Genomic DNA, 24,640 nt, shown 5'->3' on the forward strand with positions numbered 1-24,640 from the left:
ACGGGGCCCCCATGTTCAAAAAGATCCTCATCGCCAACCGGGGCGAAATCGCACTGCGCGTCGTCCGGGCCGCGCGCGAGATGGGGGTGGCCACCGTCGCGGTCCATTCCACAGCCGATAGTGACGCGATGCATGTGCGCATGGCCGACGAGGCGATCTGCATCGGCCCGCCGCCCTCGGGGCAATCCTATCTGTCGATGGCCGCGATCATTTCGGCTTGCGAAATCACCGGGGCCGAGGCGATCCATCCGGGCTATGGTTTCTTGTCGGAGAACGCCAGCTTCGTACAGGCGGTCGAGGATCACGGGATCAAGTTCATCGGCCCCTCGGCAGCCCATATCCGGCTGATGGGCGACAAGATCACCGCGAAGGACACGATGAAAAAGCTGGGCGTGCCTTGCGTGCCGGGCTCGGATGGCGGGGTGCCGACATTGGATGCGGCCTATGCCGTGGGCGAGGAGGCCGGTTATCCGGTGATCGTCAAGGCAACCGCAGGCGGCGGTGGGCGCGGCATGAAGCTGGCGCGCAGCAAAGACGAGATGGAAACCGCCTTTCGCACCGCACGCGCCGAGGCAAAGGCCGCGTTCGGCAATGACGAGGTCTATATCGAGAAATATCTCGGGCGACCCCGTCATATCGAGGTGCAGATATTCGGCGATGGGCGTGGGCGCGCGGTGCATCTGGGCGAGCGTGACTGCTCGCTTCAGCGCCGCCACCAAAAGGTTTTCGAAGAGGCCCCCGGCCCTGCCATCGACGCGGCCACCCGCGCACGCATCGGTGAGACCTGCGCCAAAGCCGTGGCCGATCTGGGCTATGAGGGCGCGGGCACCATCGAGTTCTTGTTCGAGGACGGCGAGTTTTTCTTCATCGAGATGAACACCCGCCTTCAGGTCGAACACCCCGTCACCGAGGCGATCATGGGTGTCGATCTGGTACGCGAGCAGATCCGCGTGGCCGCGGGCCTGCCGATGTCGTTCCAGCAAGAGGATCTGGCCGTCAACGGCCACGCCATCGAGGTTCGCATCAATGCCGAAAAGCTGCCGAACTTCGCACCAAGCCCCGGAAAGATAACGCAATATCACGCACCCGGCGGTTTGGGCGTGCGTATGGACAGTGCCATCTATGATGGCTACCGCATCCCGCCCTATTACGACAGCTTGATCGGGAAACTGATCGTGCATGGCCGCGACCGCCCCGAGGCCTTGGCGCGTCTGAGCCGGGCCTTGGGCGAGTTGATCATCGACGGGATCGACACGACCGTGCCGCTGTTTCATGCGCTGCTCGAAACCCCCGAGGTGCAATCGGGCGATTACACGATCCACTGGCTTGAGGGTTGGCTTGCAGAGAACCTCGGCTGATCGGTTTCGTCCGGGTCATCCGATCGATCCGGGCGACATTCCGCAGCTGCCCCGTGGCGGTGAGCTGATCGCGATGGGGCCTTCGCTGCCGTTCGCGCGTATTTTTCAATTTCCGCAGGACTTTCCCGGCGCGCATACTATGTCACCGCTCATGGCGCATGACATGCTCAGCCCGGTTCGCCCGGCGCTGTCACCCGAACTGATGATCAGGGCTTACGCGGCAGGGATCTTTCCCATGTCCGACGGTGCAGGGCATGCTGGCATTTTCTGGGTCGATCCGCAGCGGCGGGGCGTGTTCCCGCTCGACGCGTTCCATGTGTCGCGCTCGCTACGTCGCAAGATTGCGCGCGGCGGTTTCGAGGTCACGGTGAACCGTGATTTCCCCGGCGTGATCGCGGCCTGTGCCGACCGTCCCGAGACATGGATCAACGCCGATATCAACGCCACCTATCTGTCGCTGCATACGCAAGGCTATGCGCACTCCGTCGAGGTCTGGATGGATGGCGAATTGGCAGGCGGCATCTTCGGCGTCGTACTCGGCGCGGCCTATTTCGGCGAATCCATGTTCTCGCGCCGCACCGATGGCTCCAAGATCGCCTTGGCGCATCTGGTGACGCGGCTCAGGGCGGGTGGGTTTCAGCTATTCGATACGCAATTCACCACCGAGCATCTCGAAAGCCTCGGTGCAGTAGAGATCGCGCGGAGCGAATATCGGCGCCAATTGCTGATGGCCGTCACATCGCCGGCCGATTTCTTTGCGATCGACCGCGCCGATCGCGATAGCATGGCCGTGCCCTGACCCGGCTCAACCCGCCGCGCAGCGCAGAACCCAGACATCATAGCGCGGATGCTCCAACGCGTTGATCGCCGGGGCCGAGGCGATCATCCAGCCCGCAAAAAGCCCGTTTCCTTCCTGGTCGAGGATCTCGACATAGGCGAAGGCATCGGAAGCGGGATCGTCGCTGGGGTAGCGGCATTCATGCACATGGACGACGATGCGCCCGTAAATCACCGTCTCGCCCACCCCCATCTCGATATCGGTGGGTTGGCCCAGCATCCGGTCGAGCGCGCGCAAGGTCACGCGCACCGCCTGTGCGGTCTCGGGCTGGCTGATCGAGGTAATCGCGCCGCCCGCGCCGGGGAAAACCTCGAGCGAGACACCGGACTGTCCATCGGTGATCTGCAAGCTGATCTCGGGCCCGCCCGGCGCGAGGGTGCCATCGCCGCGCAATGAGGGCAGGGATGGATCGACCGATCCTTCGGGCAAAGGCGCGAAGCCTTCGAGGGGGCCATCGCCGAAACTGTCGAATTGTTGCGCAATCCCTTGCGACAGCCCAAGCGCGAGGACGAACGCCCCGATCAAGACTGCCCCGCGCATCACTGCGTTCCATCCCCCGACACGAAGCGCATCAGCAAGGTGATCAGGCTGACCGCACCTTGGGTATCGGTGATGGTATCGCCCGGCGCGTAGTTGAAGGGCGACCCGCCGGGAATGATCTCGACGAAGTTGCCGCCCAACAGCCCCTCGGAGGCGATGGCGATCGCGCTGTCATCGGGCAGCACGATATCATCGCGCAAGGTGAAGGTGGTTTGCGCACGAAAGCTGGCGGGGTCGAGCGTCATATCCGTCACCGTGCCTACGCGCACCCCGGCCAAACGCACCTCGGTCCCGACGGCGATCCCTTCGGCAGAGCGGAAAGACGCCGCCAATTCATAGGTCTCGCCCCCCGATCCCGCGCCCGTCGTGCCGGAGGCATAGAGGAAAAAACCGGTCGCGACAGCCAGCACGGCCGCGCCCACGAGAACCTCGGTGATGGTGTTATCCTGCGTCGACATGGCAAGCCCCCCGTCATGCCCCGCTTATGGCGCGAAGCGGGCCATGATCCAAGAGGGCTTTGTCGTAAAACGGCGCATTGCCGCCGCTCACTCGGGGCGCCATGCCTCGTAATCGGCGCGTGCCGCGGGTTCGGCGCGCCGGATCGATCCGACAGGCACATGCGCCGCGGCTGTGCCGGTCAGGTTCGGCAGATGCGGTTTTTCCCAAGCCTTGTGCGCGACCGGCACCTCGGTCGGGGGGGTGTCCCATGTATGGTGGAGCCATCCATGCCATTCGGCGTCGACGCGGCTTGCCTCGACCTCGCCGTTGAAGATCACCCAGCGCTTCTTGTCGTCCTTGGAGCGGTAAAAGACATTTCCCTGCGCATCGGTGCCAACCTTCACGCCATGCCGGGCGGTGAAAAGTTGGGTGCCGATGGTCTGGCCGTTCCACCATGTGACGAGGCGCTTGAGAAAGGTGATCATGGGCTGCCCTTTCGGAGTTGCATGTCCGATGGGGGCGTTCTGCCCCAACTGCGGCGGCCCGTCCAGTGCCATGCGGTCGCGCTTTTGGGTTTGGATCGTCCCGCCCTTGGCGGGCCGATCCGCGAGGGGGCTGTCTGCCCCCCTCGACCCCCCGAGGATATTTGGGAAACGAAGAAGCGAAACCGGTTTCGGGAGACACGCGATTGCCGCGTCGCGGGCTTTGGCCTATTGCTTGATCGGAATATCGCTTGTTGAGGGGAGACACCGATGACCGACGGTCCAAGCTATGGTTTCGATACGCTGCAGATCCATGCGGGCGCGCGCCCCGACCCGGCCACGGGGGCGCGGCAGGTGCCGATCTACCAGACCACCGCCTATGTGTTCCGCGACGCCGAACATGCGGCCGCGCTCTTCAACTTGCAGGAAGTGGGTTACATCTATTCGCGCCTGACCAACCCGACCGTGGCCGCGCTGCAAGAGCGTGTCGCAACGCTTGAGGGTGGTGTTGGGGCGGTGTGCTGTTCCTCGGGGCATGCGGCGCAGATCATGGCGCTGTTTCCCTTGATGGCACCGGGGCGCAATGTCGTGGCCTCGACCCGGCTGTACGGCGGCACGGTCACGCAGTTCTCGCAGACGATCAAGCGCTTCGGCTGGTCGGCGAAATTCGTCGATTTCGACGATCTCGACGCGCTGCGCGAGGCGATCGACGACGACACACGCGCCGTTTTCTGCGAGGCGATCGCCAATCCCGGCGGCTATATCACCGATCTGCGCGCGGTGGCCGATGTGGCCGATGCCGCCGGTGTGCCGCTGATCGTCGATAACACCTCGGCCACGCCCTATCTATGCCGCCCCATCGAGCATGGCGCGACGCTGGTGGTGCATTCCACCACCAAGTACCTGACCGGAAACGGCACGGTCACCGGCGGTTGCGTGGTGGATTCCGGGCGCTTCGACTGGTCGGCCAGCGACAAGTTCCCCTCGCTCTCGGCGGCCGAGCCCGCCTATCACGGTTTGCGCTTTCATGAGACCTTCGGCCCCTTGGCCTATACCTTCCATGGTATCGCCATCGGCTTGCGTGATTTGGGCATGACGATGAACCCGCAGGCCGCCCATTATACGCTGATGGGGATCGAGACCCTGTCGCTCAGGATGGATCGGCATGTGGAGAACGCGGTCAAAGTCGCCAAATGGCTCGAGGCCGATCCGCGGATCGATTTCGTGACCTATGCCGGGCTGGAAAGCTCGCCCTATTTCGACCGGGTCAAGACGGTCTGTCCCAAGGGGGCGGGGGCGCTTTTCACCTTCGCGGTCAAGGGGGGCTACGAGGCCTGCATGAAGCTGGTCGATTCGTTGGAAATCTTCAGCCATGTCGCCAATCTGGGCGATACGCGCTCGCTGATCATCCATTCGGCTTCCACCACGCATCGCCAATTGACGCCCGAGCAGCAAAAAGCTGCCGGCGCGGCGCCCAATGTGGTGCGCGTGTCGATCGGGATCGAGGATGCCGATGACCTGATCGCCGATCTGGATCAGGCCTTGGCGCGCGCCACGGCCTAAGACGAAAGCGTGTTGATCACAAAGGGGTGCGCCTTGCGCGCCCCTTGCCCTTGATCGCGATGGTCGATGCGCTTTTTTCGGCCAAAGATCGCCGTCGCGGGCGGGCAAGTGTTTTCCCCGACGCGATTGTGATGTAGAGCGTCGGAGCGGGTCCATGACGGGGACCGGGACGTTTGGGGACGACAACTGGGGTCTGATGTGACGGTGAATTTCGCGCTGTTCTTGTCGCCGGAAGGTATCGCGCTGGCCCATCGCCAGGATGCGGGCCATTGGGCGCTGATCGGTGAGGTTCCCTTTGCGGCGAATGACCTGTCCGGCGAGATGGCGGGGCTGAAAGCCGCGATCACCACGCGCGGTGGGGCCGATACGCCGGTTTTGCTGGTCTTGCCCGATGATCAGATCCTTTACACATCCTTCACGGCGCCGACCCATGACGCGCTTTTGGTTCAGGATCGGATCATCGCAGGATTGGATGGGCTGACGCCCTATGCGGTGGCCGATCTGGTCTATGATTGGCGCGCGGTCGAGGAAGATCGTATCAAGGTGGCCGTCGTCGCCCGCGAAACGCTGGGTGAGGCCAAGGATTTCGCAGCCGAACACGGGTTCGTCACGGCCGGATATGCCGCGATGCCACCCGTCGAACGCTATCCCGGCATGCCGATTTTCGGTGAGGCGCTTGCTGCGATCACCGCGGCGACGACCGATCTGCGCTTTGGCCCCGATCTGTGGGTTGCGCCGCAAGACCCGAATGAGATCGAAACCCCCGAACCTTCGGCCGCGCCGGAAGAGGTCGCCCAATCGCCGCAACCAGATGCGGACCCGCAGGCCGATGAGGTGCTGGGCGACGCGCCCCCGCCCGAACAGGCCGTAGCCGGCACCGCCGAAAAGCCGGTGGCCAAGCCCAAGGGCAAGAAAAAGACCGCCCCCAAGGACGACGACGGCGCACAGCCGCAATCCGAACTGGCACTGGCAAGTGCGGCGCCTGCAAGCGCGCCTGCCGTGCCTCACGCCGCGGCGCAAGTCGAGGCAACGCCCGAGGCGGAGGCCACCTTGGAGGAGGCGGCACCGGACCTGCCCGCGTCCGAAGCCGATCAAGCGGCTGCGCCAGAAGCGACACCCGACAGCGCGGCGGACACAGGCGCCAATGCTGAGACCAAGCAAGAGGGGCAAGAGCCTGTCCGCGCCGCGCCAGGCAGGGAAGCGCCGACAGCGGACGATCGGTCTGGCGCGGACAAGTCAGAAGATGGTGACGATGCCCCACCCCAAGAGATGGGCGCATTGGCGGCACTGCTCGATCCGATGTTCGACCGCACGATCACCCCGATCGCGGATGTCGATACACCCGACATGGCGCGGGAGCCTGAGCCGGCACCGACATCGCCAGCACCCGAGGCCCCCGCACCAAGCGCCGCGCGTGGCAAAGTTGCCCGCCCCGCGACAGACGGGCGCAAATTGACCGCCGAAAAGCCCGAGACCACACCGGCGCGGCCAAGCGGTGCAACAGCCACTCCGGTAACAATCAGCGGCACGCCCGACACTGCGCAAGACGGGGCTGAAACGACGACGGGGCCGATCTTTGGTTTCAGCGCCAAACGCCGCGCTGGGGCCAAGCCGGGCGCTGGGGCGGGCGCCGAGACGGGCAAGATCGTCGCGAATTTGCGCGGCAGGCTGGGCTTCGGCGCCGTGCCGACCGAGAAGACCGACAAGCAGCGCCACCCCGAGGTGACCACCCCGCCCGCGCGCCGCGTGGACGCTACGGCGGACCGTCCGGGCAGCGCCTTCGTTGCCCAATTGGCGCGGGTGCGTGACGCAAGCAAGGCCCGCCCGAAACCCGAACCAGCCGCACCGCAAGCCGCGAAAGCTGCCTTGGATGGCGGGGCGGCACCCTCTGAAACAGCACCAAGCGATGCCGCGCCGACGCCAGCCGCCCGCCTCATCGGCGCCGGGGCGGGCAAACCCGCGGCAAGCGGCGCGGGTGGCGCGGATAGCGCATTGGCCGCAGGGCTATTGGCGCGCAAGTCCAGCCAAGCGGTTGGCCCATCGCTGCGCACCGGATTGGTGCTGACTGTGATCTTGCTGATCTTGCTGGTCTTGATCGCGATCTGGTCGGTGGTCTTTTTGCCCGACAGCCCAATGGCGCGGCTTTTCGGTGGCGGCAATACAAACCAAACGGCCCAATCCGACACCGCAGAGCCGGCGCCAATACCCGCCCCCTCCCCGCCGGTCGCGACGCTGGCGACACCGGATATTGCGCCGGCGCCACCAGTTGCGAACACCGCCGATCCCGAAGAGTTGGCCGATAGCGCGCTGGCGGAAGATGCCGAGATCGCCAGCATCGCCCCGACTGTTCCGGCACCGGCGGCCCCCGTCCCGGTGACAACGGCGCTTCCCGATATTGATGCCGATCTCGACCTGCCGCCGCTGCCGCCCATGCCCGAAGAGCTGTTGCCGACGCGCGAGCAGGCCGAGGCGCTTTATGCGGCGCAACGGATTTGGCCCCGCCCGCCCGAGCGGCCGTTTTTCAGCCCCTTCACCCTTACCGATGATATCTACATCGCCTCGATCGACCCCGAGGTCGTGGCCTTCGACGCGGTGGCCTTGGCCGATCCGCGCATCGATGTGCGCGAACTGTTTCGCCGCGTACCCGCGCCGCCTGCTTTTGGCGCACAGATCGACCGCGATGCGCGCGGGCTTGTCACCGCGACCGCCGAAGGTGTGCTGACCCCCGAAGGCGCCTTCGTGATCTTGGGGCAACCCGTTGTCGCGGCGATCCCCCGCCCGCGCGAGATCGCGCCAGAACAGACGGCGCCCACGGCCAGCTTGAATGTCGAAGATGCGATATTGGGCACGATCCAACCGCGTCAGCGCCCCGTCAACCTCGATGAAACGCGAGAGCGTCAGTTGCTTGGTGGGTTCAGCCGGACGGAACTCGCCGCGATGCGGCCGACCATCCGCCCAAGATCGGCACAAGAAGCCGCTGCGCAGGCCTCGTTGTTTCCGCAAGCAGATCGCACCCCCACCGAAGAGGCCGCCCCCGCAGCCCCCGTGACAGGCGGCACCGCGCGCGCCGTCGCCGCCTCGCGCGTGCCGAGCCTGCGGCCCGCGAATTTCGCGACCATCGTCGCGGCTGCAACACGCCGCCCCGCCGAACCCGCCACCGTCACGGCCACCGCCTTCGCCCCAGCGCCCTCGATCCCGTCAAATGCCGATGTGGCGCGCGCCGCCACCAGCCGCAACGAGATCCGCCTGCGCGATATCAACCTGATCGGGATCACCGGCACATCATCGAACCGTAGCGCCCTTGTGCGGCTGTCGTCGGGCCGCTTCGTGCGCGTGGCGGTTGGCGACCGTCTCGATGGTGGCCGCGTCGCCGCGATTGGCACGGATTCGCTGCAATACGTGGTCAACGGCCGCAATATCACCCTGGAAATTCCGGGCTGATCGCGGGTGCGCCTGAGGGCGCACCCGACATCTCTCCCCGACGTGCAGATTTGCCTTTAGGCGCACCCAAGGTCGATTATAGCAAGAACAGCACCGCCAGCCCCAAGAACGCCAGAAAACCCACCACATCGGTCACCGTGGTGACAAAAGCCCCCGAGGCCAAGGCGGGATCGACATTCAACCGATCGAGCAAGACGGGGATCAAGATACCCGCCAAACCCGCAACCAACAGGTTGATCACCATCGCCGCAGCGATCACGCCCCCCAAGGCCGGGCTGCCGAACCAGACAAGTCCGACCACACCCATCACGGCGGCAAAGACCAAGCCGTTGATCAAGCCCACGGCCCCTTCGCGCAGCACGACCCGCATCAGGTTCGACCGCGTCAAGTCGCGCGTGGCGATCGCGCGCACCGCCACGGTCAGCGATTGCGTCCCCGCATTCCCACCCATCGAGGCCACGATCGGCATCAGCACCGCAAGCGCCACGATCTGCGCGATCGCCGCTTCGAATTGCGCGATCACGAGCGAGGCAAGGATGGCCGTGATCAAATTCACGAAAAGCCAGGGAAAGCGTTGCTTGGTGGTTTCGATCACCCGGTCGGACAGGCTTGACTCCTCGCCCACACCGGCGAGTTTCAGCAAATCCTCCTGCGCGCCTTCATCCAGCACGATCATCGCGTCGTCGATGGTGATCACACCCACAAGCCGCCCATCCTCATCGACGACCGGCGCCGAAATCAGATGATATTGGTTAAAGGCGTAGGCGACGTCATCTTCGTGCTGGGTGGCGGGAATGGTGCGAAAACTATCCTCGACCACATCGCGCAGCGCCGTGGCGCGCGGCGATGACAAAAGCCGCCCCAGCGTGACATAGCCCGTGGGCTTCATCCGGGGATCGGTCAGAATGACATGATAGAATTGCTCTGGCAGTTCCAGCTTGCGCGTGCGCAGATAATCTATCATCGCGCCCACGGTCCAATGCTCGGGCGCATGGACCACCTCGCGCTGCATCAAGCGACCAGCCGATTCCTCGGGATAGGCCAGAGCCTGCTCCACCGCGACACGATCGGATGGCTCCAGCACATCGAGGATCGCCTCGATCTGGTCATCCTCCAGATCCTCGACCAGATCGACGACATCGTCACTGTCAAGCTCGCGTACCGCATCGGCCAGAACATCTTGCGGCAACAGGCCGATGACCTCTTCGCGCAGGCCCCAATCAAGCTCCGACAAGACCTCGCCATCGATGCCGCGCGACCAAAGCGCCAGCCAAGCCGCGCGCTCATGATCGGAGACCTGCTCCAAGAGATCGGCGATATCGGCCGGATGCAGGGGATCCATCAGCGCATCGATGGCCGCATCGTCACCGGCGGCAACCAATTGCCTCAGCTGCCCGCGCAAGCTCTCGTCCAGCGCGTAGACATCGCGCGCCTCATCGTCCTCACGGTTCAGGACCTGGTCATCTTGGCTCGCCATGTCAGCCCCCTGTCCTTGCAGCTATCATCTTGCTCTGCCACTAACATAGCGCGGCGCAGGCGGCTATCACTGGACTTGGGGTTTTTCGTCACGAAAGGAACCGCGATGACCGATCAGCTGATCCTTGGACAGACACTTGCCTTCGCGGGCGATCCGGCCGCCTTGGGACTGGGCGCGGTCCGGCACGAAGCGCATGGCGCGGTGCTGATCCGCGCGGGAAAGATCGCAGCGATCGGGCCGGCACACATGCTGCGCCAAAACCATCCCGCGGCGCAGATCACCGATCACGGCGCAAAGCTGATCCTGCCGGGCTTTATCGATGCCCATGCCCATTACCCCCAGACGGCGATCATCGCGAGCTGGGGCAAACGCCTGATCGATTGGCTCAACAGCTACACCTTTCCCGAAGAGGCGCGTTTTTCCGACCCCGCTTATGCCAGCCAGATCGCCGGGCGTTATCTCGACCTGCTGCTCGCAAATGGCACCACGACGGTCGCGAGCTATTGCACCATCCATCCGCAAAGCGTCGAGGCCTTCTTCACCGCCGCCCAAACCCGCAAGATGCGTGCCTTGGCAGGCAAGACCTGCATGGATCGCGACACGGCCCCTGCCTATCTGCGCGATACGGCCCAATCGGCCTATGATGACAGCCGCGCGCTCTTGTTGCGCTGGCACGGGGTGGACCGGCTGTCCTACGTCATCACGCCGCGCTTTTCGCCGACTTCGACACCGGCGCAATTGGCGGCACTGGGCGCGCTGTGGGCCGAGCATCCCGATTGCCTGATGCAGACCCATCTGAGCGAACAGACCGACGAGATCGCTTGGGCCAAATCCCTCTACCCAAAGGCGCGCGATTATCTCGACACCTATGAGGCATATGGGCTCTTGGGCCCGAACGGGCTTTATGGCCACGCCATTCATCTGGAACCACGCGAGATCGACCGGCTGGCCGAGATGGACGCCGCCCTCGTTCATTGCCCGACCTCCAACAGCTTCATCGGCTCGGGCCTCTTCGATATGGGACTGCGCGACCGGCTCAGGGTGGGGCTTGCCAGCGATACCGGCGGCGGGTCGTCTTTTTCCATGCTGCGCACCATGGCCGCCGCCTATGAAATCGCCCAGCTGCGCGGCATGGCGCTGCATCCGGCCGCGCTTTTGTGGCTGGCCACGGGCGCCAGCGCAGCGGCCTTGCGCCTTGAAAACAAGATCGGCCGGCTCGCGCCCGAATATGAGGCCGATCTGGTCGTCCTCGACCTCGCCGCCACCCCAGCCATCGCACAGGCCGCAAGCCGCGCCGAAGATATCTGGCAGGCCGTGTTTCCGACGATCATGATGGGCGATGATCGCGCCATCGCGCAGGTCTATGTCGCGGGTCGCCCGACCCGGGCCTAACCTTCACTTCTTCGTTTCGAAAATATCCCGGGGGGGACGCGCAAAGCGCGGCGGGGGCAGCGCCCCCTATACCGCCGCCTCGACAGCGCCCACGATGTCGTCCACGACGCCGCGCATAAGCGCCTCATCCTCGGCCTCGGCCATGACGCGGATCAGGGGCTCGGTGCCGGATTTCCGAATCAAAAGCCGCCCGTGGCCGGCCAGTTTGGCTTCGCCCGCCGCAATCGCCGCCTTGACCGCCGATACCTCCAACGGTGCCTGCCCTGCCGCATAGCGGACATTCTTCAACACTTGGGGCACGGTCTCGAAACTGCGCGCAAGCTGGCTGGCCGGCTGGCCCGTGCGGACCATCTCGGCCAAGAACTGCAGACCCGCGATCAGCCCGTCACCCGTGGTCGCGTAATCGGTCATCACGATATGGCCCGATTGTTCACCACCAAGGTTCAGCCCATGCGCCCGCATCGCCTCGACCACATAGCGATCGCCCACCGATGTGCGGTGCAACCCCACACCGCGCGCGGCCAAAAACCGCTCAAGTCCCAGGTTCGACATCACCGTCGTGGCGAGCGAATGACCCTTCAGCCGCCCCTCCTCGGCCCAGCGCGCCGCGAATAGCGCCATGATCTGATCACCATCGGCCACCACCCCGGTCTCGTCGATCAAGATCACCCGGTCGGCATCGCCATCAAGGCAAATGCCCACATCGGCCCCCGTCTCGCGCAGGCGCGCCACCGCCGCCTGCGGTGCGGTCGAGCCGACGCCTGCGTTGATGTTGGTGCCATCGGGCGTCACGCCCAAGGCGACCACCTCGGCCCCCAATTCCCACAAAACCTCGGGGGCCGCGCGATAGGCTGCGCCATTGGCGCAATCGATCACCACCTTCAGACCGTCCAGCGTACGCCCTTGGGGAAAGCTGCTTTTCACCCGCTCGACATAGCGGAAACGGCCATCATCGATGCGCTTGGCCCGTCCGATATTGGCGGCTTGCGCAGGCTGGATATCGCCCAGTGCCAGCGCCTCGATCTCGGCCTCCGCCTCATCGGACAGCTTGTAGCCGTCGGGGCCGAAAAACTTGATCCCATTGTCTTCGGCCGGGTTGTGGCTGGCCGAGATCATCACGCCCACATCGGCCCGCATCGAGGGCGTCAACAGCCCTACCGCCGGTGTCGGCACCGGCCCGAGCAAAAGCACATTCATCCCCGTCGAGGTAAAACCCGCCGTCAGCGCGGTCTCGATCATGTAGCCCGACAGGCGCGTATCCTTGCCGATCACCACGCGGTGTGCCCGGCTGCCATCGCGGCGGAAGTAGCGCCCCGCCGCCGCGCCGAGGCGCAGCGCCATCTCGGCGGTCATGGGGTAGCTATTGGCACGCCCGCGCACGCCATCTGTCCCGAACAGCTTTCTCGTCATCTTTCCCGCTCTTCCTGCCCCAAGACACATGGCGCGGCCAAAGCCTGCCACAGCGCCAAAGCCTGTTTATGCATCGCTATATCATGAACGCGTAGCATCTGTATGCCCTGTTGCACCGCCCATAGGCCAATGGCCGCCGATCCCGGCCCGCGTTTGGCGGCGGTGGCCTCGCCCGAGATCGACCCGATCATCCCCTTGCGCGAGACGCCCAGCAGTATGGCACAGCCCAGCCCGTGAAACAGGCTGAGACGTTCCAACAGCGCCAAGTTCTGCGCCATGGTCTTACCAAAACCAATGCCCGGATCGACCATCATGCGGGCGCGCGCCACACCCGCCGCCTCGGCCTGCACGATGATGGCGTCCAGCGCGTCATAGACATCGAGCAAGACATTGCCATAGGCCTCAGCGGCCATGGCCTGCATCGTTTCGGGCGTGCCGATGGAATGCATCACGATGAGCGGGGTGGCATGGGCGGCGGCTTGGGCCGCCATGCCCGGATCATGGCGCAGCCCCGACACATCGTTGATCGCGTCGGCACCCGCGGCAAGCCCCGCCGCCGCCACCGCCGCCTTGCGGGTATCAAGGCTGATCGGCGCGGTGATCCCGGCCGCGCGCAAGCCGGTGATGACGGGAAGGATGCGCGCGATCTCGTCGGCAGTGGCCATCTCGGCCGCGCCGGGACGGGTCGATTCGCCGCCGATATCGATCAGATCGGCCCCCGCGGCCAGCATCGCTTGCGCCCCCGCAATGGCGCTGGCCACCTCGCCATGCAGCCCGCCATCCGAGAAACTGTCGGGCGTGACGTTCAGGATGCCCATCAGCGCGGGCCGCGCCAAGGACAAGCCCGCAAAGGGTGCGCGCGGCGTCACGAAGGGTGCCAGTTCCGAGTCCGACAGATCGGAGGCCGCCACGATCTCGGGCAGGCCATCGCGGCGCAGGCGTTCGAGATGGGTGAAACTGACCCAACCACCCGCAAGCCGCAGCCCCGCACCCGCTGTTGCGGGATCGGTCAATGGGATGGGTCGTAGGTAGAAATTGCGCATATTCGGCCCGTAGCCCCCGCGCCCCGCTCTTGGCAAGCCCCTGATACCGAATTCACCGCAAGCAGGTGCCGCCGCGCCCTATGCTTGCGGCGGCAAGGGCGCGAGTGGGCCGAGATGGCGTACCGACACGCCCACCGACGGCGCGGCATCGGCAGCGGCACCAAAGGCCAGCACCTCGCGCGCCTCGAAGGCTTGGGCCAGCCACATCGCCAGCGCAAATGGCTCGGTCACCGATGCGGCAGGCCCGTCATGAGCATCGAGCACCAGCTTGGAGGGCGCCCAGACGCTGATCTGCCCGTGGCGCATGGCCCAATCAAGCTCGGTCCGGCTATCGACCACCACGCAGCGCCCATCGCGTGAGGCCAGAACCCATGCCGCCTGCTCGATGGCCAACAAGTCGATCCGGCGTTGCGGCATCAGATGCATGGCGCGCGGGGCCGGGGTTTCGGGGCGGCCCACGCACAAGATCACCGGCGCGCCCGCTGCCTCCAACTGATCAAGCATGGCCGACAGATCGGGGCGGGCGATGGCGCTGGCCGAGAGGAAAACGATGCGCGGATGGGGGGCATCGTCGGGCAGGAAGACACGCTTGCGCCCCTCGGGCGCGTTGCGCAGGATTTCGACCCCCAGCACGTAAGGCCCCCGGTCCAGCTTGCCGATGCGCACGATGCAGCGCGCGGCCAAGGGATGGGTCAGGATGCGATCGGCAATGCGCGCGGCCAGTGTCTCGAGCAGGTTCACCCGCTCGGCGGCCAGCGCCGCGTCGATCGCCTCGACGATGGTGTCGTAACTCAGGATACGATCGACATCATCGACCGCCTGCTCGGCGCGGGTGGCGACCTCAACCACGACATCGAACTGCACGGTCTGGGTGACGCCGCGCTCGGCCTGAAAGGCGCCGATCTCGACCTCGCGGCGGTGGTCGGTCATGGCGATGCGGTCGCGCGGCGGATCGCCCGCCAGCGCCTTGGCCCGTTCCGATGGATGGCCGAAGGCCAATGTGATCTCGTTCTTCATGGGCGCGACCTAGCACGACCAGCACGGCCGATCCATGTCCACAGGCGGCACGACACGCGCTTTCCGCGACCGATCAATACTGCTGGCGATAGAAGATATGCGTGCCGTAACGCGCCGTGCGCGGATAGACGCGCGCCCAGCGCGGGTTGACGTAATCGGCGTGGTAATGCGTGGCCCCTGCCGTCAGGTTGCGCGGGGCGCCATCCATCATGATGCGCGCGATCTTGCCCGCGCGATCCCATGCACGCTGATCGGTGACGACCTCGGGGATGCCGTCGCAGGTATAGGTGAATTGACAGGCATAGCGCCGGCCAGTCCCCTGATTGACCACATCGCAGACAGTCGCGGGGTAATTGGCGTGATCGACGCGGTTCAAGATCACCTCGGCCACCGCATATTGGCCCTCGATCTCTTCGCCGCGTGCTTCGAAATAGATCGCTTCGGTCATGCAGCGCCATTGCCGGTTCCCGCGCACGCGCGGCATGGCATCAAGCTGCCGGGTCGACATCACATGGCGTGGACCACCGCGGCTGGGCGCGGTGAAGGGCGTGCCGATCCGGCGCAACCGCTCACCCGACAATTCGGAGAGCGAGCTGGCCTCGATCCCCATCAAGGCACCGATGCGCAGGCCCAGATCGGCGCTGCTTGCGGGATTGGAGGCACTATAGGACACATCGGCATGCGCAAGCGACGCACCCATGAAGATCATGGCCCCGCACAAGGCAAGAAAGCGTCTTGGCTTTGCCATTCGCATATCCTTTCCGAGGTCTGTCGCCCCGCTTCGGTCGATCACTGCTACTGCCGCTGATTCGGTTTATTATCCATCAGGACGGAAAGCACCAAATCGGCACTGAATCTAGCGGACGCGCCTTTCGCTGCCTCTAGGTTTAGACAACTGGTGATACCGAATGGTTAACGACCGCGACGAAGACATGAGCATCGGGTGGCAATTATCTGTCTTGAATGGATAATTGCGCCGCCGCGAGTTTGGCCACCGGCACCCGGAACGGCGAGCAAGAGACGTAATCGAAGCCCGCCTTGCGGCTGAAGGCGATCGTGCCGGGATGACCCGCATGTTCGCCGCAGATCGACAGCACAAGATCAGGGCGCGCTGCGCGCCCGCGCGCGGCACCCAAAAGCATCAATTCACCCACACCGTCGATGTCGAGTTGCTGGAACGGATCTTCGGGGAAAACGCCTTGCTGCACGTAATCCGACATGAATCGCCCGGCATCATCGCGTGACAGACCATAGGTCATCTGTGTCAGGTCGTTGGTGCCGAAGGACAAAAAGGCCGAATGATCGGCGATATCGCCCGCGCGCAGCGCCGCGCGGGGGGTTTCGACCATCACGCCAAGGCGATAGGTGAATTCCTGCCCGGTTTTCGATTTCACCTCGGCGGCGATGGCATCGACACGGGCCTTGACCAATTCCACCTCGCGCCGGGCCGAAACCAGCGGGATCATGATCTCGGGCACCACGGGCGCACCCTTGGTCGAGGCTTTGATCGTCGCCTCGAAAATCGCACGGGCCTGCATCTCGTAAATTTCGGGGACGGTGACGCCTAAACGCACGCCGCGCATGCCCAACATCGGGTTGAATTCCTGCAAGCTTTCGATGCGCGCCTGTACACGGCTGACGGGGAGGTCCAACGCCTCGGCCAGTGCGCGGATGCCGTCACGGTCACCGGGCAGGAATTCGTGCAAGGGCGGGTCGAACAGCCGGATCGTCACGGGCTGGCCCTGCATCATCTGGAACAATTCGATGAAATCGGCCCGCTGCATCGGCAAGAGCCGGTCAAGCGCTGCCGCGCGATCCGCAGGGTTCTCGGCAAAGATCATCTCGCGCATCACGGTCAGGCGCGCGGGGTCGAAGAACATGTGCTCGGTCCGGCAAAGGCCGATCCCGTCGACACCGAAGCGTTGGGCCATCGCCGCATCCTCGGGCGTGTCGGCATTGGCGCGGATACCGATATCGCGCGCGGCATCGGCCCAATCCATCAAGGTGGCGAATGCACCGCCAAGGCTGGGTTCGACCAAGGGCACGCTGCCTACCAGGATATCGCCGGTCGAGCCATCGAGCGTGATCACATCACCTTCATGGAAAATGCGCCGCCCCGGCACGGTCAGGGTCTTCTTGCGGGAATCGAGTTGCAGCCGGATCGCCCCCGTCACGCAAGGCAGGCCAAGCCCGCGCGCAATCACCGCGGCGTGGCTGGTCATGCCGCCGCGCTCTGTCAGGATCGCTTGGGCGGCATGCATGCCGCGAATATCCTCGGGGCTGGTTTCGCGCCGCACGAGGATGCAGGCCTCGCCCTGCGCGGCCATGGCCTGTGCCGCGCTGGCCGAGAACACGATCTTGCCCGTCGCCGCACCCGGCGCGCCCGCGATCCCGCGCGTCAGCACATCGCGCAAGGCGCCCGGCGCCACCTGCCGGTGCAAAAGCTGGTTCAGCGTGAAGGGCGGGATACGCAGCAGCGCCTCGTCGCGGGTGATGATCCCGTCCTCGGCCAAGGCCACGGCAATCGCCACCTCGGCCCGGCCAGAGCGGGGGCTTTTCACCGCGTCCAGAATGGCAAGCTGCCCATTCATCAACGTGAATTCCAACTGCATCTCTTCGCGCAAACGCTCACGCGTCAGCACGCCCGCCGCGCGGAGATCGGCAACGATGTCGGTGGCCACATCTTCGAGCGCGCGCCCGCGCGGGTCTTTCACGATGAATTGCGCATCGCTTTCGGACAGCGCCGCGCGACCTTGCGCCTGTGGCAGCCAGCGGCCCGTCACCTGCGCCTCGCCCGTATCGGGGGCGGCGAATTGCACGACGCCCGAACCGGACAAGCCTTGGCCAATGCCCAGCGCCATTTCCTGCACCACCAACCCCAAACCCGCATCGACGGGTGCGCCTTGCGCCTGTCTGAGCAGCCGCGCGGTGGTGCCTTCCCATGCGCGCGCCATGGATTTCAGCACCTCGGCCAATTGCTCGGCGGGGTCTTGTGGAAAGGGCTCATCGGTTTCGGTCTCGAACGCGGCCTTGGCCAGTCGGGGCGTCATCGGACCCTCGTAGCCATCGGCATCGAGGCGCAGCACATCGACCGCAAAAGAACGGATGAAGCTGACATAAAGCGCGTCGGCGGCATCTTGGCCATGCGTCTGGGCCAGCTCGGCCGCTTTCGCATCGCTCATCCCGATATTGAGGATCGTGCCCGGCCCGCCCCAATCGGCCATCTGCGAGGAAGAGCGCACCGAGACAAGCGCGCCGGGGCCAAAGACGCCGATCAGCGATTCCATATCGGGCATGCGCCCGGCGGCGATGGCCCGCACGGTCTCGAACCCCAAGGCCACGGTGCGCGGGACTGGCAGGCCAAGCCGCATCAACCGCTGGAGGCACTTCGCACGGTTGCCATGTGTCGAGGTGCGAATCTCGGCACTTGGCGTCACTTCGGTAAAATCGGGTGTGGTCAGCATGGATGCCTCGTTTGCACCTGCAGCATTAGATACAACCGCAGGGCGAAGTGTCCAGAAAAACCATAGCTTAAACTGTCATTAAATTCTGACGCCGTGTCTTGTCAGCCTTCGAGCTTGGACAGATCGGCCACCGCGCCACAGGTTTCCACGATCCGATGCAGCAGGTTAAGGCGATTGCGTCGCACGATCTGGTTCTCGGCATTGACCTGCACGGCTTCGAAAAACGCGTCGATGGGCGCGCGAAGGGCCGCCATCTGCGTCATCGCACCGGCGAAATCCTCGGCGCCAAGCGCGGGTTTGATCGCGGCCTCGACGGTGGCGAGAGCGGAAAAAAGCGCTTTTTCTTCAGCGGTTTCGGCGAATTTCACATCCGCGCCATAGCGGTATTCCACGCCATCGGCACTTTCCGCCTGGTGCAAGATATTAGCCGCGCGGCGGTAGCCTTGGACAAGGTTCTCGCCATCCGGCGTGGCAAGGAAAGCAGCCAGCGCGCGGGCGCGGGCCACAACAAGGAAGAGGTCGTCGGCGGGCGGTTTGGCCAGTGCTGCGTCGATGATGTCGTGGCGGATACCCTCGTCCTTCAGGTGGACCTTGAGGCGGTCGTGGAAGAAGGCTTCCAAAGACGTCGCCTCGGAGGTTGCATCATCGCGATGCGCGGCGAATGCGGCGTCAGCGATCGGCCCCAACCCGACCCGCACCCCATTTTCCAACACCATCCGCACCACGCCCAAGGCGGCGCGGCGCAGCGCGTAGGGGTCTTTCGAGCCGGTTGGCTTTTCGTCGATGGCCCAAAAGCCCGTCAGCGTGTCGATCTTGTCGGCCAGCGCCACGGCAAGCGATACGGGGGCGGTGGGAACATCATCGCCTGCGCCCATCGGTTTCCAGTGGTCGCGGCAGGCATCGGCCACTTCCGGCGCACGGCCAGCGGCCAAGGCGGAATAGCGGCCCATCACGCCCTGCAATTCGGGGAATTCGCCCACCATTTCCGAGCGCAGATCGGCCTTGGCGATCCGTGCCGCTTCCGCGGCCTGATCGGCATCGGCACCGACCATCGGCGCGATCTCGCGCGCCAGTGCTGCGATGCGGGCGATCCGGTCGGCCTGAGAGCCAAGCTTGGCATGGAAAGTGACTTTCGCCAGACCGTCCAGCCAATCTTGCATGCCCGCACGCGCCACGCGCAGGTCGTTTTCCCAAAAGAACGCGGCATCAGACAGCCGCGCGGACAGAACCTTTTGGTTGCCCTTGAGGATCGTCGCACCGTGATCGGCGGTCTCGACATTGGCGACGGTCACGAAGCGTTCGATCCGCCCCGTTTTGGAGTTGCGGACGGAAAAGAATTTCTGATGCTCCCGCATTGAGGTTTGCAGCACCTCGGCAGGAAGGTCGAGAAAGCGATCCTCGATCGTGCCCATCAAGACCACCGGCCACTCGACCAGCCCCGCCACCTCGGCCAGAAGCCCCGGATCATCGACCAGTTCAAGACCTGCGGCAAAGGCCATCTGTTCGGCGTCATGGCGGATATGCTCGGCCCGCTCGCTGGCCGACAGCATGACATGGGCGCGTTTGAGCTTGGCCGCGTAGTCGTCGAAATGGGTCACCGCGAAACGCGCGGGCGCCATGAAGCGGTGCCCCTCGGTGGTGTTTCCCGATGCGATACCATCGACATCGAAGGGCACGATATCGCTACCCGCCTCGTCCGACAGAATGCACAAGATCGATTGCAGCGGCCGCACCCAGCGCAACGTGCCCGCCCCCCAGCGCATGGATTTGGGCCATGGAAAATCGCGGATCACCTGCGGCACGACCTCGGCGATGATCTCGGCGGCGGGGCGGCCCGCGCGTTCGATCACGGCAAAGAAGACCTCGCCCTTCTTGTCGGCGCGCGCCTCGAGTTGGTCGCGGCTCAGCCCCGCGCCGCGCAAGAACCCCTCGATTGCCTGTTCGGGCGCATCGGTGCGCGGCCCGCGTCGTTCCTCGCGGGTGGTGGGGGAATGCGCGCTCAAGCCCTCAAGCGTCAGCACCAAGCGGCGGGGCGTGGCAAAGGCCCCGGCGGCGGCATAGGTCAGCCCGGCGCCCACCAAACCTTCGGTCACCAGACGCTTGAGATCATCGGCGGCGCGCGCCTGCATCCGGGCGGGGATTTCCTCGGAGAACAACTCCAAAAGCAGATCGGGCATCGTCGCGTCCTTGACGGGCAAAGGGGTTGGCCGCCCGTATCGCGCGGATCGCCCCGAGGGGCAAGCGCGCGATACGGGCGTTATTGATCGAGGGTGCCGTTCAACTGGTGCCACGCAAAGGCACGCCCATCGGGAAAAGCAGCGATCACACGGTCCACGCCGCGATGGATATCATGCACCGACAACACGGCCCGCGCCGCGCCGGTGGCAATCGCCTCACCGATCGCGCGCGCATCGTAGCAATCGAACCAATCCGGCGCGATCAGCGGGGTCGGATCGGGATGGGTCACCGCCCCGTCCAACACCGCCAGCGCTGCGCGATCGAGGCGGAAACAGGCCCGGAACCGCAAGGGAGAGCTTGCCGCATCGATCCCACGAAAATCGCTATGTGCCAGTGCCGAACGCGCACCCGTGGTTGTGCTGACCTCCAGATCGGCAGCGTCCACGGGGTCGAAATAGGCCCGTGTCTGCGCATACCAAAGCCCCGCCGCGAAAAGCGCCGTGATCATGATGATCGCGATGGCGATGATCTTGCCGCTCATCGCGCCAGCCCCTTTGCAGGCCAAACGCCCAAGCTCACGCGGCCCACCCGCCCGCTTCGGTCTGCACAAAGGCATCGGCACAGCGCTTGGCCAGCGCGCGCACGCGACCGATATAGGCTTGGCGTTCGGTGACCGAGATCACCCCGCGCGCATCGAGCAGGTTGAACAGATGGCTGGCCTTGATGCACTGGTCATAGGCCGGGTGCGCCATGATGATGCGCTTGCCGGTCTTGGGGTCTTGGGCGGGCTGATCGAGCAGACGCGCGCATTCGGCCTCGGCATCCTCGAAATGACGCAGCAATGTCTGGGTATCGGCCGCATCGAAATTATGGCGCGAATATTCCTCTTCGGTCTGACGGAACACATCGCCGTATTTCAGCGGGATCGGCGCTGCGGGATCGTTGAAGGGCATATCCATCACATGATCAATGCCCAGCACATACATCGCGAGACGCTCAAGCCCATAGGTCAACTCGCCCGAGACCGGGTGGCAGTCATGGCCGCCGACCTGTTGGAAATATGTGAATTGCGACACTTCCATCCCGTCGCACCACACCTCCCATCCCAGACCCCAAGCACCCAGCGTCGGGCTTTCCCAGTCATCTTCGACGAAACGGATATCATGCAGGGCCATATCGATCCCGATCGCCTCGAGACTACCCAGATAAAGTGCCTGAAGGTTGGGGGGGCTGGGTTTGATCAGCACTTGGTACTGGTAGTAATGCTGCAAACGGTTGGGGTTTTCGCCATAGCGCCCATCGGTCGGCCGCCGCGACGGCTGCACATAGGCCGCAGCCCAAGGGCGCGTGCCAAGCGAGCGCAGCGTGGTGGCCGGGTGAAAGGTGCCCGCGCCGACTTCCATGTCATAAGGTTGCATGATCGCGCAGCCCTGCGCGGCCCAATAGGCCTGCAGCTTGAGAATGATTTCCTGAAAACTCCGCGGGGTATCGGGCATGGGCGCGCTCGCTGGTTCTTTTGGGGTCTGGCTGCGCCTCTCTAGTGTCACACTTGCCCGTGGTCAACGCGCCTGGGGCGCGCGGCTGACTTGCAAAACCAATGGTATCCGGTGCATTCCATTGCGTAACGCGAATGTGGTCCGAAACGGGACTCTGCGCTGTGTAATGGTGCGGAATTGGGGTGAAAACGATGTCGAGAATGATGTGCGCAGGCGAATTTGGCGGAATTTGCGGCTGGTTCGCCGCAGTGTTGCTAACGATGATCTTGTCATGGCCATCGACCGCGCAGGCGCAAGATCAGGTCTTTGTGCAAATCGAAAGCAATACGACCCTGGCAACCACCGAAAACCGCGCGCGCACCTATGCGCAGGTTTTGCCCGATGTGAACGCCTTCCGGGCTAGAACCGGGCTCTACGCCATCGCGCTTGGCCCCTATGATGCCGCCGATGCGCCGGCTGTGTTGCGTGATTTATTGGCTCGTGGGCTGGTGCCGCGCGACAGCTTCATCGTGGATGGCGCGCCCTATTCTTCGCAGGTCTTTCCCATCGGTGCCGAGGCATTGGCCGCAGCCGAAGCGCCAACGGCCAGCGAAGCCGCACCAGACGCGCAACCCGGCGCGCCCGAAACGGCCCAAGCCCCCGCGCCAGTCGCCGAAGCCGTGGCTGAACCCGAACCCGAACCCGAAGAAACCCTGCAAGAGGCCCGACGGGGAGAAGCCCAGCTTGACCGCCCCGCGCGCGACGCGCTGCAAATCGCGCTGCAATGGTTCGGCTTCTACAATGCACGCATCGACGGTGCCTTCGGCCCCGGCACGCGCCGCGCCATGTCGGGTTGGCAGCAAGAAAACGGCTTTGAGCCGACAGGTGTGCTGACCACGGCGCAACGTGCCGCGCTCTTGTCCGCCTATGCGGGCGAATTGGCCGCGCTTGGCATGGACACGGTGCGCGATGAGCGTGCCGGGATCGAGATTTCGCTGCCATTGGCGATGGTCAGCTTCGCGCAATACAACTTTCCCTTCGCGCAATTCGATGCCGTCAACGAAAGCGGTGTGCAGGTCATGCTGATCAGCCAAGCGGGTGATCGCAACACGCTGTTCGGCCTGTATGAAATCATGCAGACCCTCGAGATCGTGCCGCTGACCGGCGAGCGCGCGCGCCAAGGCGACCGGTTCCTGCTGACCGGGCAGTCCGACAGCCTGCGCAGCCATACCGAGGCCCGCCTTGTGGGTGGCGCGGTCAAGGGCTTCACCATCGTCTGGCCACCCGAACAAGACGCGCGAATCGCGCGCGTGCTGCCAATGATGCAAGACAGCTTCCGGCCTTTCGATGGGGCGCTTGAGCCCGGTGCCGTGCCACCCGAGGATGGGCAAGCAATCGATCTCGTCGCAGGGCTTAGCGTGCGTGCGCCGGAACTTGTGCGATCGGGTTTTTATCTCGATGCAAACGGGCTGGTCATGACCACCGCCGAGGCGGTCGCGGGCCAATGCGCGCGCATCTTGATCGACGAGGCCTACCCCGCCGAAATCGCCCTACGCGACGAGGCACTGGGCCTTGCTGTGTTGCGCCCGCTACAACGCTTGGCCCCGATGAGCTTTGCCGAGTTGGCGACCGCGCCGGGGCGGGTCAGATCCGATATCGCGGTTGCTGGCTTCCCCTTTGACGGGGCTTTGGGCGGCGCATCGATGGCCTTCGGCACCTTGGCCGATCTGCAAGGCATAAATGGCGAAGAGACGGTGCAGCGCCTTGATGTCGCAACCGCTGATAGCGAGGCGGGCGGCCCCGTCTTCGACAGCGCCGGCACGGTTCTGGGCATGGTGCTTCCCGGCGTGGCGGGTGGGCGTGCCTTGCCCGAGAATGTGACATTGGCACTGCGTGCCGACCAGCTTGGCGAGGCGCTGCGCGCGGCCGGTATCGCCACGCGCCCCTCGACGCGCGATGCCACCCTCAACCGCGAGCTTTTGGCCCGTCTGGGGGCCGAGATGACGGTAACTGTGTCTTGCTGGAACTGACAGATTTGGCCGGATCTTGCCTGAATTGAGGAAAGCCTTTCCCTTGCAGGCCCCCGCGATATGTTGCATGCCACGAGCGTGACATTCCCCCGGGCAAGATCGAGGACACCATGGCAGACGGCAGCTTGAGCATGGATGCGAAACCCACCGAGGAGCTTTCGGTCCGTGAGGTGTTCGGCATCGACACCGACATGAAAATCAAGGCATTCGCCGATCGCTCCGATCGTGTGCCCGAGATCGATTCGACCTACAAATTCGATCCCGATACGACCTTGGCCATCCTCGCGGGCTTTTCGCACAATCGCCGCGTGATGATCCAAGGCTACCACGGCACCGGTAAATCCACCCATGTGGAACAGGTCGCGGCACGGCTCAACTGGCCCTGCGTGCGCGTGAACCTCGACAGCCATATCAGCCGGATCGACCTGATCGGCAAGGATGCGATCAAGCTGCGCGACGGCAAGCAGGTGACGGAGTTTCACGAGGGCATCCTG

At 64.6% G+C, this 24,640-nt stretch carries 19 protein-coding genes; 7 read left to right on the forward strand and 12 right to left on the reverse strand.

The window, feature by feature from the left end; translation table 11 throughout:
* Positions 1–11: 11 nt before the first annotated feature.
* Positions 12–1,358, forward strand: coding sequence for an acetyl-CoA carboxylase biotin carboxylase subunit (accC, locus tag ACTG4J_RS06975; RefSeq protein ID WP_439138221.1), 1,347 nt, complete (start codon positions 12–14; stop codon positions 1,356–1,358).
* A 139-nt stretch (positions 1,359–1,497) separates the two neighbouring features.
* A complete protein-coding gene (aat, locus tag ACTG4J_RS06980) occupies positions 1,498–2,157 on the forward strand; it encodes a leucyl/phenylalanyl-tRNA--protein transferase (RefSeq protein ID WP_439138222.1) in 660 nt (219 codons plus the stop codon).
* Positions 2,158–2,163: 6 nt separating this feature from the next.
* Here the strand turns inward: aat and ACTG4J_RS06985 are convergent, their stop codons facing one another.
* From ACTG4J_RS06985 to ACTG4J_RS06995, 3 genes are all read right to left on the reverse strand, one after another.
* On the reverse strand, positions 2,164–2,736 hold the full coding sequence (locus ACTG4J_RS06985) for a DUF2155 domain-containing protein (RefSeq protein ID WP_439138224.1): 573 nt from the start codon (positions 2,734–2,736) through the stop codon (positions 2,164–2,166).
* Complete coding sequence (mlaD, locus tag ACTG4J_RS06990) at positions 2,736–3,194, reverse strand: outer membrane lipid asymmetry maintenance protein MlaD (RefSeq protein WP_439138225.1); 459 nt, start codon at positions 3,192–3,194, stop codon at positions 2,736–2,738. The genes ACTG4J_RS06985 and mlaD overlap by 1 nt, the downstream gene beginning before the upstream one ends.
* Before the next feature lie 87 nt (positions 3,195–3,281).
* On the reverse strand, positions 3,282–3,656 hold the full coding sequence (locus ACTG4J_RS06995; RefSeq protein WP_439138247.1) for an NADH:ubiquinone oxidoreductase subunit NDUFA12: 375 nt from the start codon (positions 3,654–3,656) through the stop codon (positions 3,282–3,284).
* 270 nt (positions 3,657–3,926) lie between these two features.
* Here ACTG4J_RS06995 and ACTG4J_RS07000 point away from each other — a divergent pair, with 270 nt between their 5' ends.
* The gene (locus tag ACTG4J_RS07000) at positions 3,927–5,219 is read left to right on the forward strand and encodes an O-acetylhomoserine aminocarboxypropyltransferase/cysteine synthase family protein (protein ID WP_439138227.1); all 1,293 of its coding nucleotides are present in this window, start codon (positions 3,927–3,929) and stop codon (positions 5,217–5,219) included.
* A gap of 198 nt (positions 5,220–5,417) precedes the next feature.
* Complete coding sequence (locus tag ACTG4J_RS07005; protein WP_439138229.1) at positions 5,418–8,660, forward strand: hypothetical protein; 3,243 nt, start codon at positions 5,418–5,420, stop codon at positions 8,658–8,660.
* Positions 8,661–8,736: 76 nt separating this feature from the next.
* On the opposite strand, the gene mgtE is transcribed toward ACTG4J_RS07005, so the two are convergent.
* Positions 8,737–10,137 (reverse strand): magnesium transporter, encoded by a 1,401-nt coding sequence (gene mgtE / locus ACTG4J_RS07010; RefSeq protein WP_439138230.1) that lies wholly within the window; start codon positions 10,135–10,137, stop codon positions 8,737–8,739.
* Between the two features lie 105 nt (positions 10,138–10,242).
* Between mgtE and guaD the strand changes: the two genes are divergently transcribed.
* A complete protein-coding gene (guaD, locus tag ACTG4J_RS07015; RefSeq protein ID WP_439138232.1) occupies positions 10,243–11,529 on the forward strand; it encodes a guanine deaminase in 1,287 nt (428 codons plus the stop codon).
* Positions 11,530–11,595: 66 nt separating this feature from the next.
* Here guaD and glmM read toward each other — a convergent pair whose 3' ends face one another.
* The 8 genes from glmM to ACTG4J_RS07055 all read right to left on the reverse strand — a co-directional run bounded on the left by glmM (position 11,596) and on the right by ACTG4J_RS07055 (position 22,137).
* Complete coding sequence (glmM, locus tag ACTG4J_RS07020; protein ID WP_439138234.1) at positions 11,596–12,939, reverse strand: phosphoglucosamine mutase; 1,344 nt, start codon at positions 12,937–12,939, stop codon at positions 11,596–11,598.
* The gene (folP, locus tag ACTG4J_RS07025; protein ID WP_439138236.1) at positions 12,936–13,982 is read right to left on the reverse strand and encodes a dihydropteroate synthase; all 1,047 of its coding nucleotides are present in this window, start codon (positions 13,980–13,982) and stop codon (positions 12,936–12,938) included. The genes glmM and folP overlap by 4 nt, the downstream gene beginning before the upstream one ends.
* 78 nt (positions 13,983–14,060) lie before the next feature.
* Positions 14,061–14,999 (reverse strand): dihydroneopterin aldolase, encoded by a 939-nt coding sequence (locus ACTG4J_RS07030; RefSeq protein ID WP_439138237.1) that lies wholly within the window; start codon positions 14,997–14,999, stop codon positions 14,061–14,063.
* Positions 15,000–15,072: 73 nt separating this feature from the next.
* On the reverse strand, positions 15,073–15,747 hold the full coding sequence (locus ACTG4J_RS07035) for a cell wall hydrolase (RefSeq protein WP_439138238.1): 675 nt from the start codon (positions 15,745–15,747) through the stop codon (positions 15,073–15,075).
* A 202-nt stretch (positions 15,748–15,949) separates the two neighbouring features.
* Positions 15,950–18,463 carry a putative PEP-binding protein gene (locus tag ACTG4J_RS07040; RefSeq protein ID WP_439138239.1) on the reverse strand — a complete coding sequence of 838 codons (2,514 nt, stop codon included), beginning with the start codon at positions 18,461–18,463 and terminating at the stop codon, positions 15,950–15,952.
* Positions 18,464–18,564: 101 nt separating this feature from the next.
* Positions 18,565–20,640 (reverse strand): glycine--tRNA ligase subunit beta, encoded by a 2,076-nt coding sequence (glyS, locus tag ACTG4J_RS07045; protein WP_439138240.1) that lies wholly within the window; start codon positions 20,638–20,640, stop codon positions 18,565–18,567.
* An 80-nt stretch (positions 20,641–20,720) separates the two neighbouring features.
* Positions 20,721–21,182: a DUF6446 family protein gene (locus tag ACTG4J_RS07050; protein WP_439138242.1), complete on the reverse strand. Its 462-nt coding sequence runs from the start codon at positions 21,180–21,182 to the stop codon at positions 20,721–20,723.
* A gap of 34 nt (positions 21,183–21,216) precedes the next feature.
* Complete coding sequence (locus tag ACTG4J_RS07055; RefSeq protein ID WP_439138243.1) at positions 21,217–22,137, reverse strand: glycine--tRNA ligase subunit alpha; 921 nt, start codon at positions 22,135–22,137, stop codon at positions 21,217–21,219.
* A 191-nt stretch (positions 22,138–22,328) separates the two neighbouring features.
* On the opposite strand from ACTG4J_RS07055, the gene ACTG4J_RS07060 reads away from it, so the two are divergent.
* Both ACTG4J_RS07060 and ACTG4J_RS07065 read left to right on the forward strand, forming a co-directional pair.
* A complete protein-coding gene (locus ACTG4J_RS07060; protein WP_439138244.1) occupies positions 22,329–24,146 on the forward strand; it encodes a serine protease in 1,818 nt (605 codons plus the stop codon).
* A 110-nt stretch (positions 24,147–24,256) separates the two neighbouring features.
* Positions 24,257–24,640, forward strand: a 384-nt coding sequence (locus ACTG4J_RS07065; RefSeq protein ID WP_439138246.1) for an AAA family ATPase, incomplete at its 3' end; no start/stop codon positions are given.

This window comes from Roseicyclus sp., from assembly GCF_965662675.1.
In the GTDB taxonomy this organism is placed as follows: Bacteria; Pseudomonadota; Alphaproteobacteria; order Rhodobacterales; family Rhodobacteraceae; genus Roseicyclus.

Bases quoted from the DNA above. Each gene is read 5' to 3' on its own strand.
- ACTG4J_RS06985 (WP_439138224.1), bottom strand. From the start codon at position 2,736: ATGCGCGGGGCAGTCTTGATCGGGGCGTTCGTCCTCGCGCTTGGGCTG.
- glyS (WP_439138240.1), bottom strand. From the start codon at position 20,640: ATGCCCGATCTGCTTTTGGAGTTGTTCTCCGAGGAAATCCCCGCCCGG.
- ACTG4J_RS07035 (WP_439138238.1), bottom strand. From the start codon at position 15,747: ATGGCAAAGCCAAGACGCTTTCTTGCCTTGTGCGGGGCCATGATCTTC.
- mgtE (WP_439138230.1), bottom strand. From the start codon at position 10,137: ATGGCGAGCCAAGATGACCAGGTCCTGAACCGTGAGGACGATGAGGCG.
- ACTG4J_RS07060 (WP_439138244.1), top strand. From the start codon at position 22,329: ATGTCGAGAATGATGTGCGCAGGCGAATTTGGCGGAATTTGCGGCTGG.
- glmM (WP_439138234.1), bottom strand. From the start codon at position 12,939: ATGACGAGAAAGCTGTTCGGGACAGATGGCGTGCGCGGGCGTGCCAAT.
- folP (WP_439138236.1), bottom strand. From the start codon at position 13,982: ATGCGCAATTTCTACCTACGACCCATCCCATTGACCGATCCCGCAACA.
- ACTG4J_RS07050 (WP_439138242.1), bottom strand. From the start codon at position 21,182: ATGAGCGGCAAGATCATCGCCATCGCGATCATCATGATCACGGCGCTT.
- mlaD (WP_439138225.1), bottom strand. From the start codon at position 3,194: ATGTCGACGCAGGATAACACCATCACCGAGGTTCTCGTGGGCGCGGCC.
- ACTG4J_RS07055 (WP_439138243.1), bottom strand. From the start codon at position 22,137: ATGCCCGATACCCCGCGGAGTTTTCAGGAAATCATTCTCAAGCTGCAG.
- ACTG4J_RS07000 (WP_439138227.1), top strand. From the start codon at position 3,927: ATGACCGACGGTCCAAGCTATGGTTTCGATACGCTGCAGATCCATGCG.
- aat (WP_439138222.1), top strand. From the start codon at position 1,498: ATGTCACCGCTCATGGCGCATGACATGCTCAGCCCGGTTCGCCCGGCG.
- ACTG4J_RS07040 (WP_439138239.1), bottom strand. From the start codon at position 18,463: ATGCTGACCACACCCGATTTTACCGAAGTGACGCCAAGTGCCGAGATT.
- accC (WP_439138221.1), top strand. From the start codon at position 12: ATGTTCAAAAAGATCCTCATCGCCAACCGGGGCGAAATCGCACTGCGC.
- ACTG4J_RS07030 (WP_439138237.1), bottom strand. From the start codon at position 14,999: ATGAAGAACGAGATCACATTGGCCTTCGGCCATCCATCGGAACGGGCC.
- guaD (WP_439138232.1), top strand. From the start codon at position 10,243: ATGACCGATCAGCTGATCCTTGGACAGACACTTGCCTTCGCGGGCGAT.